The sequence below is a fragment of the Micromonospora sp. NPDC049048 genome (assembly GCF_043197615.1).
Lineage (GTDB): Bacteria > Actinomycetota > Actinomycetes > Mycobacteriales > Micromonosporaceae > Micromonospora.
This window is the reverse complement of sequence record NZ_JBICTM010000005.1, coordinates 97,412-110,486: the sequence shown is the minus strand read 5'-3', so window position 1 is coordinate 110,486 and position 13,075 is coordinate 97,412. Positions and strand designations below refer to the sequence as shown.

Here is a 13,075-nt window from a genome sequence, read left to right as displayed (position 1 = left end):
CCCTAGAACGGGATGTCGTCGTCGCTGGCGCCGCCACCGGAGCCGACGACCGCGAACGGGTCGACGGACTGGGTGAGCGACCGGAGCGTCTCGGACGGGGCGCGGCCGGCCTCGGAGACCCGGGTGGCCCAGGCGGGGAACGGGAACTCCAGGCAGAGCGGCACCGGGATGTCGGGCTGGTTGACGAACATCGTGCCCGGCTTGGCCAGCAGCGCGCGCTGCCGCTGGGCGGGCGGCAGGAAGCCGTATTCGGGGCGGGACGCCTCGGCCGGGTCGAGCCGGCCCACCACCCGGATCGCCGAGTTGGTGACGATGCGCCGTTCCACCTCGCTCGCGGTCTGCTGGGCGCCGACCAGAATCACCCCGAGCGAGCGGCCCCGCTCGGCGATGTCGAGCAGCACCTCCTTGATGGGGGAGGAGCCCTCGCGGGGGGCGTACTTGTTGAGCTCGTCGAGCACCACGAAGAGCAGCGGCTTGGCGGTGCCGGCCTTCTCCTTGCGCTCGAACTCGCTCTTGAGCGTCACGCCGACCACGAACCGCTGCGCGCGGTCGGGGAGGTTGTGCAGGTCGACGACGGTGACCTGGGCGCTCTCGGCGGTGTTGATGCTGTGCGGGCGGCGGGTGGCCAGGTCGCCCCGGATCAACCGGGACAGGTCCTTCTTGCTGCCGATCAGCCGCCGGGCGAACGCGTTGACCGTGCCCAGCCCGACGGCGCTGCCGGCCCAGTCGGAACGGGTCTCGTCGTCGTTGAGCTGCTCGACGACGTGGTCGACCAGGTCGGCGTAGGAGCCCAGTCGCACCCCGTCGATGCTGATGCCGCCGTCGGCGGGCTGGGCGTGCCGGGCCAGGTGGGCGGTGACCGAGTGCACCACCATCGTGTACTGCTGGCGTTCGTCGTCGGCGTCGGCGAACACGTAGGGCAGCAGGCGGTCGGCGCAGAACTCGCTCAGCGTCCAGTAGAAGCTGTCCACCCCGGTGAGTCGGCTGCTCACGTCGGGCGTGCCGGAGGAGTCGCCGACCCGGGGCGGGGCGTAGACCCGCACGTCGGGGAACGCGCCGGCGCTGAGGCCCAGCTTCGCGTACGCCGCGCGGGTGGCGTCGTCCAGCCGGGTGTTGGGGTGGTCGAGGAAGAGCAGGTCCTCGCCCTTGACGTTGAAGATGAGCGCCTTGGCGTTGACCGCGTCGCCACCGAGCACCCCGGAGCGGAAGACCGAGTAGAGCAGGAAGGTGGCGAAGCTCGTCTTCGTGGCGACCCCGGAGATGCCGGAGATCGACACGTGCGCGCCCCGGCTGCCGTCGAGGAAGTCGGCGTTGAGGTAGACCGGCACGCCGTCGCGGCCCATGCCCATCGGGATGCGCCGCTCCATCCGGTCGAAGTGCAGCGCCCGGGCCCGGGCGTCGCCCTCGGCGCGGTGCACCACGGCGCCGGGCGACGGCGGCACGTAGAGCTCCGGGTCGACGCGGGTGGTGGTGACCTCGGCGGCCTCCTGCACCTGGGCGGGCAGCGTGCCGTCGGCGATGGCGAAGACGTCGGAGTCGAACTGGGCGCCCTCGTGCCGGGCGCGCACCTGGGTCACCACCCCGGCGATCGTCACCGGCTCCCGGTCGGGCAGCTCCCGCCGGGTGACCACGACGTCGTCGAGCTGGAGGTAGCTGTCGGGGGAGACCGCCGTCCAGAACTGCAGGGGGGTGGCGTCGGCGGTGCCCAGCACCCGGCCGACCACCTCGCCCGGGCCGTCGAACCCGTCGTCAGTCATCGGGCAACTCCGGTCGGCTGGTCGTCACGGTCGGGGCACACGCCCTGCATCCTGCCCGAGGAGTACGACAGGTCGCCACGCGACGCGGCGGAAGCCACGCCGCCGCCGCGGCCCTCAGCCGCAGGGTGTCCGGCCGGCCACGGTCGGTCGCGTCGTCAGTCGCGCGCGTAACGGAGCATGAGCGTGCCGTCGGCGGCGGCGAGCACGTGCCGTAACGGCAGGTGGCGCACCTCGCTGGCGGCGCCGGCGGTGATCCGCCCCGGGCCCGCCCCGGCGAGCAGCGGGGCGACGGTGAGGCAGACCTCGTCCACCAGGTCGGCGGCGGTGAGCGCGCCGAACAGTAGCGGGCCGCCCTCGCAGAGCAGCTGGCCGAGACCGCGGCGGCGCAACTCGGCCAGGCCCGCCGCGAGGTCGACCCCGTCGCCGCCGCAGCGCACCACGTCGGCGACCTCCGTCAGGCCGGGCGGTGCCACGGCGTCGGCCCGGGTGAGCACCACGGGCCGCACCGGCGCGTCGGCGAACGCGGCCTGCGCCGGGTCGAGACCCAGCGAGCCGGAGACGACGACCAGCGTCGGATACTCGGACAGGCCGTGCTCGCGGCGCCACGCCCGGCGCCGCGCGTCGAGGCGCACCGCCCGGTAGCCCTCGTGCCGCAGCGTGCCGGCGGCGACGACCAGGCCGTCGCAGAGCATGCGCAGCAGCCCGAACACGCGCTTGTCGGGCTCGCCCGAGAGGCCCGCCGAGTAGCCGTCGACGGAGACGCCGCCGTCGATGCTGGTCACGAAGTTCATCCGCAGGTGGGGGCGGTCGGCGCGGCCGTAGCACGCGGTGAGCGCGGCGTCGTCGAGCGGGTGCGCCGAGGGTTGCGGCCAGAGCGCCGAAATCGGGATTCCGACGCTCATTCGCCGGCCGGACCGGTGACCGGAGGGGTGGGTCGGGGGGTACGGTGCTGGCAGTCGCACCAGTTGCGCCCCGGACAGTCGTCGTGCCGCCTGGCCCGGCACGCTCGGCAGATCATGCCCGCAGCCTATGCCGAGGAAGGATGGGACAACATGCCGCGTCAGATCTTCCAGCTGAAGATTTCCCTGGCCGGGGTCCGGCCGGCCGTCTGGCGTCGGGTGCTCGTCCCGGGCGGCTACACCCTGGACCGCCTGCACCGGGTGGTGCAGCACGCCATGGGCTGGCGGGACTGCCACCTGCACTCGTTCGAGATCGACGGCCGCCAGTACGGCGAGCCGGACCCCGACGGTGAGCTGGCCCTGCACGACGAGCTGGACGTCCGGCTCGACGCGGTCGTCGGCAAGGGCAGCCGCTTCCACTACACGTACGACTTCGGCGACTGGTGGGAGCACGACCTCGTGGTGGAGGACGCCTTCACGGCCGATCCGGACGAGCGCTACCCGTCCTGCTCCGACGGCGAGCGGGCGTGCCCGCCGGAGGGCGTCGGCGGCCCGGCCGGCTACCAGGCGCTGCTGGCCGTGCTGGCCGACCCGGGGCATCCCGACCACCACGAGTCGAGGGGCTGGGTGGGCGACTTCTTCGACCCGGCCGCCTTCGACGCGCGCCGCGCCGGCACCCTGCTGCGCCGCTTCTGCTGACCCGCTCCGTCCCGTAGCCTGCCGGCCGGTCGCCTTCCGGCCCGCTGCCTGCCGCCCCGGCGCCTCCCGGCCGGTCGCCTCCCGGCCCGTCGCCTTCCGGCGGGCTGGTCGCGCAGGCCGGCCATCCGGCACTCGTCTCCTCACCCCCGTTCGCCGCTGTCCGGCGGTGTGGCGGACCGCACATGCGGTAACGATCTGGGAACGCTCCCATAGGCCTATTGACACTCCCGACACCTGCCGGCAACCTCATGGGAGCGCTCCCGCGAACGTGGCACGACTCACCCGCGCCCCGTTCCCGGTCGTCGACCTCCGGCCCGCCGGTGACGACAGCGCGCACGGCACCCCCCACCACACCCAGTCAGCCTCACCACCGAAAGAGGGGTCTCCGATGAGCCTCACCACGCGGCGCACCCGCATGGCGGCTGCCGCCCTCGCCGCGATCACCGCCATCGGCGGTCTCGCGGCCTGCGGCAAGGACGACGACGCGCCCGCGGCCGGCGAGAAGCCCGCCAAGCTGGTCGTCGACACGTTCGGCGAGTTCGGGTACGACGAGATCATCAAGCAGTACGAGAAGGACACCGGCATCAAGGTCGAGCTGCGCAAGACCGCCCAGCTCAACGAGTACCGGCCGAAGATCGTCCGGGCGCTGGCCACCGGCAAGGGCGCGGCCGACGTGGTCGCCCTCGAAGAGGGCATCCTCAACGAGTTCAAGGCCAACCCGGCCAACTGGGCCGACCTCGCTCCGCTGGTCGCCGACCACAGCAAGGACTACCTGCCCTGGAAGTGGGAGCTGGGCAAGGCGCCCGACGGCCGGCTGATCGGCCTGCCGACCGACGTCGGCAGCCTCGCCGTCTGCTACCGCCGGGACCTCTTCGAGGCGGCCAAGCTGCCGGTCGAGCGGGACCAGGTCGCGGCCCTCTGGCCCGACTGGAACGCCTTCATCGAGACCGGTAAGAAGTACCGCACCGCCACCGGCAAGGGCCTGCTCGACTCGGTCACCACCGCCGCCAGCGCCGTCATGTTCCAGCAGGGCGGCGACCTGTTCTACGACAAGGACGACAACGTCGTCGCCGACAAGAGCGCGGCGGTGAAGGCGTCCTGGGACACCGCGGTGGCGATGGCCGACGCCAACATCACCGCCGAGACGGCCACCTGGTCCCCGGAGTGGTCGGCCGGCTTCAAGCAGGGCACCTTCGCGGCGACCTTCTGCCCGTCCTGGATGCTCGGCATCGTCGCGGACAACTCCGGCCCGCAGAACAAGGGCAAGTGGGACGTCGCCCCGGTGCCCGGCGGCGCCGGCAACTGGGGTGGCTCCTGGCTCGGCGTCCCGACCCAGAGCAAGTACCCCAAGGAGGCGGCGAAGCTCGCCGAGTACCTGACCAACGCGCAGAGCCAGGTGGCCGCGTTCAAGCTCAAGGGCCCGCTGCCGACCAACCTCGAGGCGCTGAAGAACCCGGAGTTCCTCGGCTACACCAACGAGTACTTCAACAACGCGCCGACCGGCAAGATCTTCGGTGAGAGCGTCGCCAAGATCCAGCCGCTGCACCTCGGTCCGAAGCACCAGGCGGTGAAGGAGAACGCGTTCGAGCCGGCGCTTCGCTCGTACGAACAGGGACAGGCCACGAAGGACAAGGCCTGGGAGCAGTTCGCCAAGGACGCCAAGACGCAGGGCGCCTTCTGACCCACCTCGTCGCCAGGTGGCGCCCGGGTCCTCACACACCCGGGCGCCACCGGCGCCGTCCCCGTTCCGTCCCCGGACGCCATCGGCGCCGTCCCGTTTTCGCGTAAGAGCGCCTGGGCGTCGGCGCGCGCCCGTACCGACGCCGGGAAAGGACCCCACATGAGCGAGCACAGCGAGCGAACCAGCCAGCCCAGCACCGATGAGCCTCGTGCCGGCGCCGACCGCAGGGAGGCGACGGCATGAGCCTCTCGGCCACGACGGCGCCGCCGTCGCCCGCCGCAAAGCCACCCCGCCCGCCCGCGCGGCGCCGGTCCAGGTCGCACTCGCTGACCCGGCTGGACCTGAAGTACTCGCCGTACCTCTACATCGCGCCGTTCTTCGTCGTCTTCGGCATCTTCGGGCTCTACCCGATGCTGCGGACCGCCTGGATGTCCCTGCACGACTGGAACCTGATCGGCGACCACAGCTTCATCGGGCTCGACAACTACGCCGCCCTGGTCAAGGACGAGTACTTCTGGAACGCCACCCTCAACACCTTCGGCATCTTCCTGCTCTCGACCATCCCGCAGCTGCTGCTCGCCCTGTTCCTGGCGAACCTGCTCAACCGCACCTTCCTGCGCGCGCGCACGCTGTTCCGGATGGCGATCTTCATGCCGAACGTGGTCTCGGTGGCCGCCGTGGCGATCGTCTTCGGCATGCTCTTCCAGCGCGACTTCGGCGTGATCAACTGGCTGCTGAGCTTCGTCGGGATCGACGCGGTCGACTGGGACGCCGAGCGCTGGAGCTCCTGGACCGCCATCGCCTCGATGGTCAACTGGCGGTGGACCGGCTACAACACCCTGATCCTGCTCGCCGGCATGCAGGCCATCCCGCGCGACCTGTACGAGGCGGCGGCGCTCGACGGGGCCAGCCAGTGGAAGCAGTTCTGGCGCATCACCCTGCCGATGCTCACGCCGACCTTCGTCTTCGTGGTGATCCTCTCCACGATCGGCGGGCTCCAGCTCTTCACCGAGCCGCTCGTCTTCGCCAACGGCAACATCATCGGCGGTGACCAGCGCGAGTTCCAGACCCTGGCCATGTACATGTACGAGCTGGGCATCGAGAACCTCAACACCGCCGGCTACGGCGCCGCGGTCGCCTGGGCGATGTTCCTGATGATCGCCCTCGTCTCGGGGATCAACTTCCTGCTCGTCCGCCGCACGGTGAAGTGAGGAACGCCCAGATGAACTCGGCATCCCGGCGCCTGTGGCGCACCAGCCCGCTGACCTACGTCGCGCTCGTCCTGGCGACGCTCTTCTCGATCTACCCGTTCTACTACATGGTGGTCATCGCCACCCGCAGCCTGGACTCGATCAACGACGTCCCGCCGCCGGTCACGCCGGCCGGCTCGTTCGGCGACAACTTCGGCCGTGTGCTCGACAACGAGGCGGCGAACTTCCTCACCGGCCTGCTCAACTCGGTGATCGTCTCCGGCATCGTGACGGTCTCCGTGGTGATCACCGGATCGCTGGCCGGCTTCGCCTTCGCCAAGCTGCGCTTCCGGGGCCGCAACGCCCTGCTGCTGACGATCATCGTCACCATGATGATCCCGACGCAGCTCGGGCTCATCCCGCTCTGGGGCATGATCCAGGACCTGAACTGGTTCGACACCCTCTACGCGGTGACCGTGCCGTTCCTGGTCAGCGCGTTCGGCGTGTTCATGATGCGGCAGTACGCCACCCAGGCCATCTCCGACGAGCTGATCGAGGCGGGCCGGGTCGACGGGGCGAGCACCTTCCGGATCTACTGGAACATCGTGCTGCCCGCGCTGCGCCCGGCCGCCGCCGTGCTCGGCCTGCTCACCTTCATGGAGACCTGGAACTCGTTCCTGTGGCCGTACGCGGTGCTGACCTCCGAGAACCCCACCCTCCAGGTTTCGCTGGCGTTCCTGTCGTACGCCTACTACACCGACTACTCGCAGGTGTTCGCCGCCACGGCGGTCGGCACCCTACCGTTGGTGATCGTGTTCATCCTGTTCGGCCGCCAGATCGTGGGCGGCATCATGGAAGGTGCCGTCAAGTCGTGAGCAACCCCGCCAGCCCGCCCGCCGCCAGCGTCGTCGACGACCGTCCGCCGCTGACCTTCCCGCCCGGCTTCCTCTGGGGCGCGGCCACCGCCGCGTACCAGATCGAGGGCGCGGCGGCCGAGGGCGGCCGGACCCCGTCGATCTGGGACACCTTCAGCCACACCCCCGGGCGGGTCGTCGAGGGGCACACCGGCGACGTGGCCTGCGACCACTACCACCGCCTCAGCTCCGACGTCGCGCTCATGGCCGAGCTGGGGCTGAAGTCGTACCGTTTCTCGGTCTCCTGGCCCCGCGTGCAGCCGGGTGGCAGGGGCCCCGCGAACGCCGAAGGGCTCGACTTCTACTCACGCCTCGTCGACGAGCTGCTCGCGCACGGGATCGAGCCGTGGCTCACCCTCTACCACTGGGACCTGCCGCAGCCGCTGGAGGACGCCGGCGGCTGGCCGGCCCGGGACACCGCCGCGCGGTTCGCCGACTACGCCACGCTGGTCGCCGACGCGCTCGGCGATCGGGTGCGCTACTGGACCACGCTGAACGAGCCGTGGTGCTCGGCGTTCCTCGGCTACGGCTCGGGGGTGCACGCGCCGGGCCGCTCGGACGGTGCCGACGCCGTACGCGCCGGGCACCACCTGATGCTCGGGCACGGCCTCGCCGTACGGGCGCTGCGCGCGGCCCGGCCGGGCGCCGAGGTCGGGGTGACGGTCAACCTCTACCCGGTCACCCCGGCCAGCGACGCCCCCGCCGACGTCGACGCCGCGCGACGCATCGACGGGCTGGCCAACCGCTTCTTCCTGGACCCGCTGCTGCGCGGGTCCTACCCGGCGGACCTGATGGCCGACCTCGCCGGCGTGACCGACTTCGGGCACGTGCGCGACGGCGACCTGGCGACCATCGCCACCCCGCTGGACGTGGTGGGCGTCAACTACTACAGCCGTCACGTCGTCGCCGCGCCGGTGCCCGGCGCCGAGCCCGAGCCGTACTGGCGGGCGCCGTCGTGCTGGCCGGGCAGCGAGGACGTCCGGTTCGTCACCCGGGGCGTCCCCGTCACCGACATGAACTGGGAGATCGACGCCCCCGGTCTGGTGGAGACGCTGCGTCGGGTGCACGAGGAATACACCGACCTGCCGCTCTACGTCACCGAGAACGGCTCCGCCTTCGTCGACGAGGTGGTCGACGGGCAGGTGGACGACCTCGACCGGCTGGCGTACTTCGACGCCCACCTGCGCGCCGCGCACGAGGCGATCGAGGCCGGGGTGCCCCTGCGCGGATACTTCGCCTGGTCGCTGATGGATAATTTCGAGTGGGCCTGGGGCTACACCAAGCGGTTCGGGATGATCCACGTCGACTACGACACCCAGGTCCGCATCCCCAAGTCCAGCGCCAGGTGGTACGCCGAGGTGATCCGACGCAACGGTCTGGCCGCACAATAGGCCAGGGCCAGCCATCAACGGTCGGCCCCGGCGCCACCCCGCACCGGGTGGCGCCGGGGCCGGTCCGCCGTCGGAGGAGCAGACAATGACAACGCAGCGCACCCGGTCGCTCGGGCGCCCGACCCTCGACGCCGTCGCCGCCCGCGCCGGCGTCGGTCGCGGGACGGTTTCCCGGGTGGTCAACGGCTCGCCCCAGGTGAGCCCCGAGGCGCGCGCCGCGGTGCAGCAGGCCATCGCCGAGCTGGGGTACGTGCCGAACCGGGCCGCCCGCGCCCTGGTCACGCAGCGCACCGACTCGATCGCCCTGGTGGTCTCCGAATCCGGTGACCGGGTCTTCACCGAGCCCTTCTTCGCCGGCATCGTCCGGGGCGTCAGCTCGGGGCTGCTGGAGACCCCGTTGCAGCTCTGGCTGGCGATGGTGCAGTCGCCGATCGAGCGGGAGCGGGTCGAGCACCACCTGACCAACCAGCACGTCGACGGGGTCCTGCTGCTGTCGCTGCACGACTCCGACCCGCTGCCCACCCTGCTGGAGGAGCGCGGCCTGCCCACCGTGCTCGGCGGCCGTCCGGCCCGGATGCTGCAACCCGGTGCGCAGCCGGCGTACTACGTCGACGTGGACAACGTCGGCGGCGCCCGGCGGGCGGTGCAACACCTGGCCGGCCGGGGGCGGCGGCGGATCGCCACCATCGCCGGCCCGCAGGACATGGGCGCCGGCCTGGGCCGGTTGACCGGCTACAAGGAGGCCGTCAAGGCCGCCGGGGGCGGGGTCGACCCCGACCTGATCGCGTACGGCGACTTCAGCGAGGGCAGCGGGGCGGCCGGCATGCGCCGCCTGCTGGAGCTCTGCCCCGACCTGGACGCCGTCTTCGTCGCCTCCGACCTGATGGCGTTCGGGGCGCTGCGGGCGCTGCGCGAGGCGGGCCGGCGGGTGCCGGAGGACGTCGCGGTGATCGGCTTCGACGACGCGCCGATCGCCCGGCAGGCCGATCCGCCGCTGACCACGGTCTTCCAGCCGGTAGAGGAGATGGGCCGGCAGATGGCCCGCCTGCTGGTCTCCCGCATCCGCGGCGACGAACTCCCGTCCCCCCACATCCTCCTCGACACCCAACTGATAGAACGCGCCTCCGCCTGACCCACCCCCCACCCGCCTCCCCGGGCCTTTCCTGGGTTGATCATGAAGTTGTTGCCGCGACACGCCGGGCGAGGTGACAACAACTTCATGATCGACGAGCCGGGTGGGGTGGGAGCGGGGTGGGTGGGGTTAGTTCGACCAGCGGCGGAGTTCGCGCTTGGCCAGCGAGGAGCGGTGGACCTCGTCGGGGCCGTCGGCCAGGCGCAGCATGCGGGCCTGCGCCCAGAGGGTGGCCAGCGGGGTGTCCTGGCTGACGCCGGCCCCGCCGTGCCCCTGGATGGCCTTGTCGATCACCCACTCGGCCATCGCGGGAGTGCCGATCTTGATGGCCTGGATCTCGGTGTGCGCGCCCTTGTTGCCGACCGTGTCCATCAGCCAGGCGGTCTTGAGCACGAGCAGCCGGGCCTGCTCGATGCGTACCCGGGACTCGGCGATCCACTCGCGGATCACGCCCTGCTCGGCGAGCGGCCGGCCGAACGCGACCCGCGCGAGCGCCCGCCGGCAGAGCAGCTCCAGAGCCCGCTCGGCCATGCCGATCAGCCGCATGCAGTGGTGGATCCGCCCCGGGCCGAGCCGGGCCTGGGCGATCGCGAAACCGTCGCCCTCCGCCCCGACCAGGTTCTCCACCGGTACGCGTACGTCGGTGAAGTCGATCTCGGCGTGGCCGCCGTGCGACGCGTCGCTGTAGCCGAACAACGTCATGCCCCGGCGCACCTCGACACCGGGGGTGTCGCGGGGCACCAGGACCATGCTCTGCTGGCGGTGCCGGTCGGCCCCCGGGTCGGTCTTGCCCATCACGATGAAGATCTCGCAGCGCGGGTCCATCGCCCCCGACGACCACCACTTGCGCCCGTTGATCACGTAGTGGTCGCCGTCGCGGGTGATCCGCGTCGCGATGTTGGTCGCGTCGGAGGACGCCACCTCCGGCTCGGTCATGCAGAACGCGGAGCGGATCTCGCCCTCCAGCAGCGGACGCAGCCAGCGCTCCTGCTGCTCCGGCGAGCCGAAATCGGTGAGCAGCTCCATGTTGCCCGTGTCCGGGGCGGCGCAGTTGAGCGCCTCCGGGGCCAGGTGCGGGCTGCGCCCGGTCAGCTCGGCGAGCGGGGCGTACTGAAGGTTGGTCAGGCCGGCGCCGTGGCGCGGGTTGGGCAGGAAGAGGTTCCACAGGCCACGCTTGCGCGCCTCGGCCTTCAGCTCGGCCATCACCGGGGGCCGGGCCCACGGGTCGCCGGCGTCGGCCACCTGCGCGGCGTGCACGGACTCGGCCGGGTACACGTGCTCGTCCAGGAAAGCGGTCAGCTCGGCCCGCAGCTGCTCGGTGCGGGTGTCGTAGGTGAAGTCCATCAACGCTCCCTGGCGGCGGTCAGCCCATGTTCGACCAGCGGTGCCACCATGTCGCCGATCCGGTCGAAGCCCTCGCCGAGCGTCTGCCCGAGCGTGTGCCGGTAGTGGATGCCCTCGCAGATCACCGCGAGCTTGAAACAACCGAGCGCGACGTGCCAGTGCAGCGGCCCGACGTCGATGTCGCCACGCCCGGTGTACCGCTCGATCAGCTCCGACCCGGTGGGGAACCCGGCGAGCGGGCCGAGCCCGTCGGCGACGGGGTTGCCGACGGCCGACTCGCTGCCGCCGAGCACGTCCCAGTAGGTCAGCAGCAGCCCGAGGTCGGCCAGCGGGTCACCGAGGGTGGCCATCTCCCAGTCGAGCACGGCCCGTACGGCCACCGGGTCGACGGAGGCGAGCAGGTTGTCCAGCCGGTAGTCGCCGTGCACGATCCGGCCGGCGTTGGCGCCCTCCGGCACGGTGCCGGCGAGCAGGTCGCGCAGCTCCTCGATGCCGGGCAGCGGCCGGCTGCGGGACCGGTCGAGCTGGCCGGCCCAGCGGCGGACCTGCCGCGCGAGGTAGCCCTCCGGTCGGCCGAAGTCGGCCAACCCGACCGAGGCGGGCTCGACCGCGTGCAGGGCGGCCAGGGTGTCCATCATGGCCAGCGCCAGCTCCCGCCGCTGCCCGTCGGTGAGCGGATCGGTCTGGGCGCGGGTGCGGAGCACCTCGCCGGGCACCCGTTCCATGATGTAGAAGGGCGCGCCGATCACCTCGGCGTCCTCGCAGAGCAGCAGCGCGGCGGGCACCGGCACGTCGGTCGGCGCCAGCGCGGAGATCACCCGGTACTCCCGGACCATGTCGTGCGCGGTGGCCAGCACGTGCCCGAGCGGCGGGCGGCGGAGCACCATCTCCCGCTCGCCGACTCCGAGCAGGTAGGTCAGGTTGGACTTGCCGCCCGCGATCAGCCGGGCCCGCAGCGGACCGTCGGCCAGGTCGGGCCGGTGCCGGGCGAGGTGACCGGCGAGCCGGTCGAGATCCAGCCCACGGGGGGAGGTGGCGGAGGCAGGCGAACTGCCCGGCCCGTGCGTGTCGACGGCCGGCTCGGTCATCCGATTAGTTGATGGCAGCTCCGCCATGTTGTCAAGGTCGGGGATTTTGACCGTGGGGACATGCTGCGGCAACAGGGGCGAAACGGCCACCGGCGACGCTGGGACCCAGCCTGCCGGCCACCGGCGCCGGCCCGCCGAGCGGAGGGTACGGAGATGTTGCTGCGAGTTCGGGTCACCCTGCCGGACCGTCCCGGCACGCTCGGCCAGATAGCGCGCACCATGGGCGTGTCCGGTGCGGACATCGTCCAGGTGGTCGTCCTGGAGCGCCTCGGCGGGCGGGCGGTGGACGACTTCACCGTGCTCTGGCCGGGCGCGGCACGGGTCGAACGGCTGCTGGCAGGGCTGGCGGCGATCCCCGGGGTCCGGGTGGACGGGGTGTGGCGGGCGATCGGGGCGCCCACCACCTCGGGGCAGGACGCCGAACTGCTGGCCCAGGTCGCGGCCAACCCGGTCGACGGCGTCGCCACCCTGGTCGACGCCGTGCCCGGGCTGCTCGCCGCCGACTGGGCGGTCGCCGCGGTCGTACCGCTGGACTGGGCGCTGCGGACCGGCGCCGCCGGGGAGGCCACCGTCGGGTACGCAAGCTGGCGCGCGCCCGTACCGCCGCCGCTGCCGGAGGTGACCCCGCTGCGCGCCCGGGCGATCAGCGTCTCGGACGGCACGCACTTCGCGGTCGCGCCGTTCGGCCGGGCCGGCCTGGTGCTGGTGGTGGCCCGGCAGTGCGCCGGGACGCCCGCCGCGGCGGCGTTCCACAGCACGGAGGTGGACCGGCTGGCGCAGCTCGTCCGGGCCGCCGCGGTGATCCTCGGCGACCGGCTCGACCTGGTCGGGGCGCGGCCGGTGGCCGCGAACCCCTGAGCCGGAGCGCCCGGGGCGGCGGGCGGTGTGGCGCAGCTCGCCGTGGCGAACCGGAGCCGTCACCCGGGGGCAACCGGCCCGCAACAGCGACCGGCGAGCCTCGTCAGGGGGAAGGGAGCGAA

General features: G+C 72.2%; 11 protein-coding genes. 7 read left to right on the top strand and 4 right to left on the bottom strand.

The window, feature by feature from the left end; all coding sequences use genetic code 11:
• Positions 1-2 precede the first annotated feature (2 nt).
• Positions 3-1,757, bottom strand: a complete 1,755-nt coding sequence (locus tag ACGFIG_RS17470; RefSeq protein WP_393003978.1) for an ATP-binding protein — start codon at positions 1,755-1,757, stop codon at positions 3-5.
• Between the two features lie 155 nt (positions 1,758-1,912).
• Positions 1,913-2,659, bottom strand: a complete 747-nt coding sequence (locus tag ACGFIG_RS17465; protein ID WP_393003976.1) for a pyrimidine reductase family protein — start codon at positions 2,657-2,659, stop codon at positions 1,913-1,915.
• A gap of 150 nt (positions 2,660-2,809) precedes the next feature.
• On the opposite strand from ACGFIG_RS17465, the gene ACGFIG_RS17460 reads away from it, so the two are divergent.
• The 6 genes from ACGFIG_RS17460 (at position 2,810) to ACGFIG_RS17435 (ending at position 9,663) form a co-directional block, all read left to right on the top strand.
• On the top strand, positions 2,810-3,355 hold the full coding sequence (locus ACGFIG_RS17460) for a plasmid pRiA4b ORF-3 family protein (RefSeq protein WP_393004691.1): 546 nt from the start codon (positions 2,810-2,812) through the stop codon (positions 3,353-3,355).
• A gap of 388 nt (positions 3,356-3,743) precedes the next feature.
• Positions 3,744-5,036: an ABC transporter substrate-binding protein gene (locus ACGFIG_RS17455; RefSeq protein WP_393003974.1), complete on the top strand. Its 1,293-nt coding sequence runs from the start codon at positions 3,744-3,746 to the stop codon at positions 5,034-5,036.
• A gap of 239 nt (positions 5,037-5,275) precedes the next feature.
• The gene (locus ACGFIG_RS17450) at positions 5,276-6,247 is read left to right on the top strand and encodes a carbohydrate ABC transporter permease (protein WP_393003972.1); all 972 of its coding nucleotides are present in this window, start codon (positions 5,276-5,278) and stop codon (positions 6,245-6,247) included.
• An 11-nt stretch (positions 6,248-6,258) separates the two neighbouring features.
• Positions 6,259-7,101, top strand: a complete 843-nt coding sequence (locus ACGFIG_RS17445; protein ID WP_393003970.1) for a carbohydrate ABC transporter permease — start codon at positions 6,259-6,261, stop codon at positions 7,099-7,101.
• Positions 7,098-8,531, top strand: coding sequence for a GH1 family beta-glucosidase (locus ACGFIG_RS17440; protein ID WP_393003968.1), 1,434 nt, complete (start codon positions 7,098-7,100; stop codon positions 8,529-8,531). The genes ACGFIG_RS17445 and ACGFIG_RS17440 overlap by 4 nt, the downstream gene beginning before the upstream one ends.
• An 85-nt stretch (positions 8,532-8,616) precedes the next feature.
• On the top strand, positions 8,617-9,663 hold the full coding sequence (locus ACGFIG_RS17435) for a LacI family DNA-binding transcriptional regulator (protein WP_393003966.1): 1,047 nt from the start codon (positions 8,617-8,619) through the stop codon (positions 9,661-9,663).
• Between the two features lie 129 nt (positions 9,664-9,792).
• Here ACGFIG_RS17435 and ACGFIG_RS17430 read toward each other — a convergent pair whose 3' ends face one another.
• Positions 9,793-11,007: an acyl-CoA dehydrogenase family protein gene (locus ACGFIG_RS17430; RefSeq protein ID WP_393003964.1), complete on the bottom strand. Its 1,215-nt coding sequence runs from the start codon at positions 11,005-11,007 to the stop codon at positions 9,793-9,795.
• Positions 11,007-12,095, bottom strand: coding sequence for a phosphotransferase family protein (locus ACGFIG_RS17425; RefSeq protein WP_393003962.1), 1,089 nt, complete (start codon positions 12,093-12,095; stop codon positions 11,007-11,009). The genes ACGFIG_RS17430 and ACGFIG_RS17425 overlap by 1 nt, the downstream gene beginning before the upstream one ends.
• A gap of 153 nt (positions 12,096-12,248) precedes the next feature.
• Here ACGFIG_RS17425 and ACGFIG_RS17420 point away from each other — a divergent pair, with 153 nt between their 5' ends.
• Complete coding sequence (locus ACGFIG_RS17420; RefSeq protein WP_393003960.1) at positions 12,249-12,953, top strand: amino acid-binding protein; 705 nt, start codon at positions 12,249-12,251, stop codon at positions 12,951-12,953.
• The last annotated feature ends 122 nt before the right edge of the window (positions 12,954-13,075 follow it).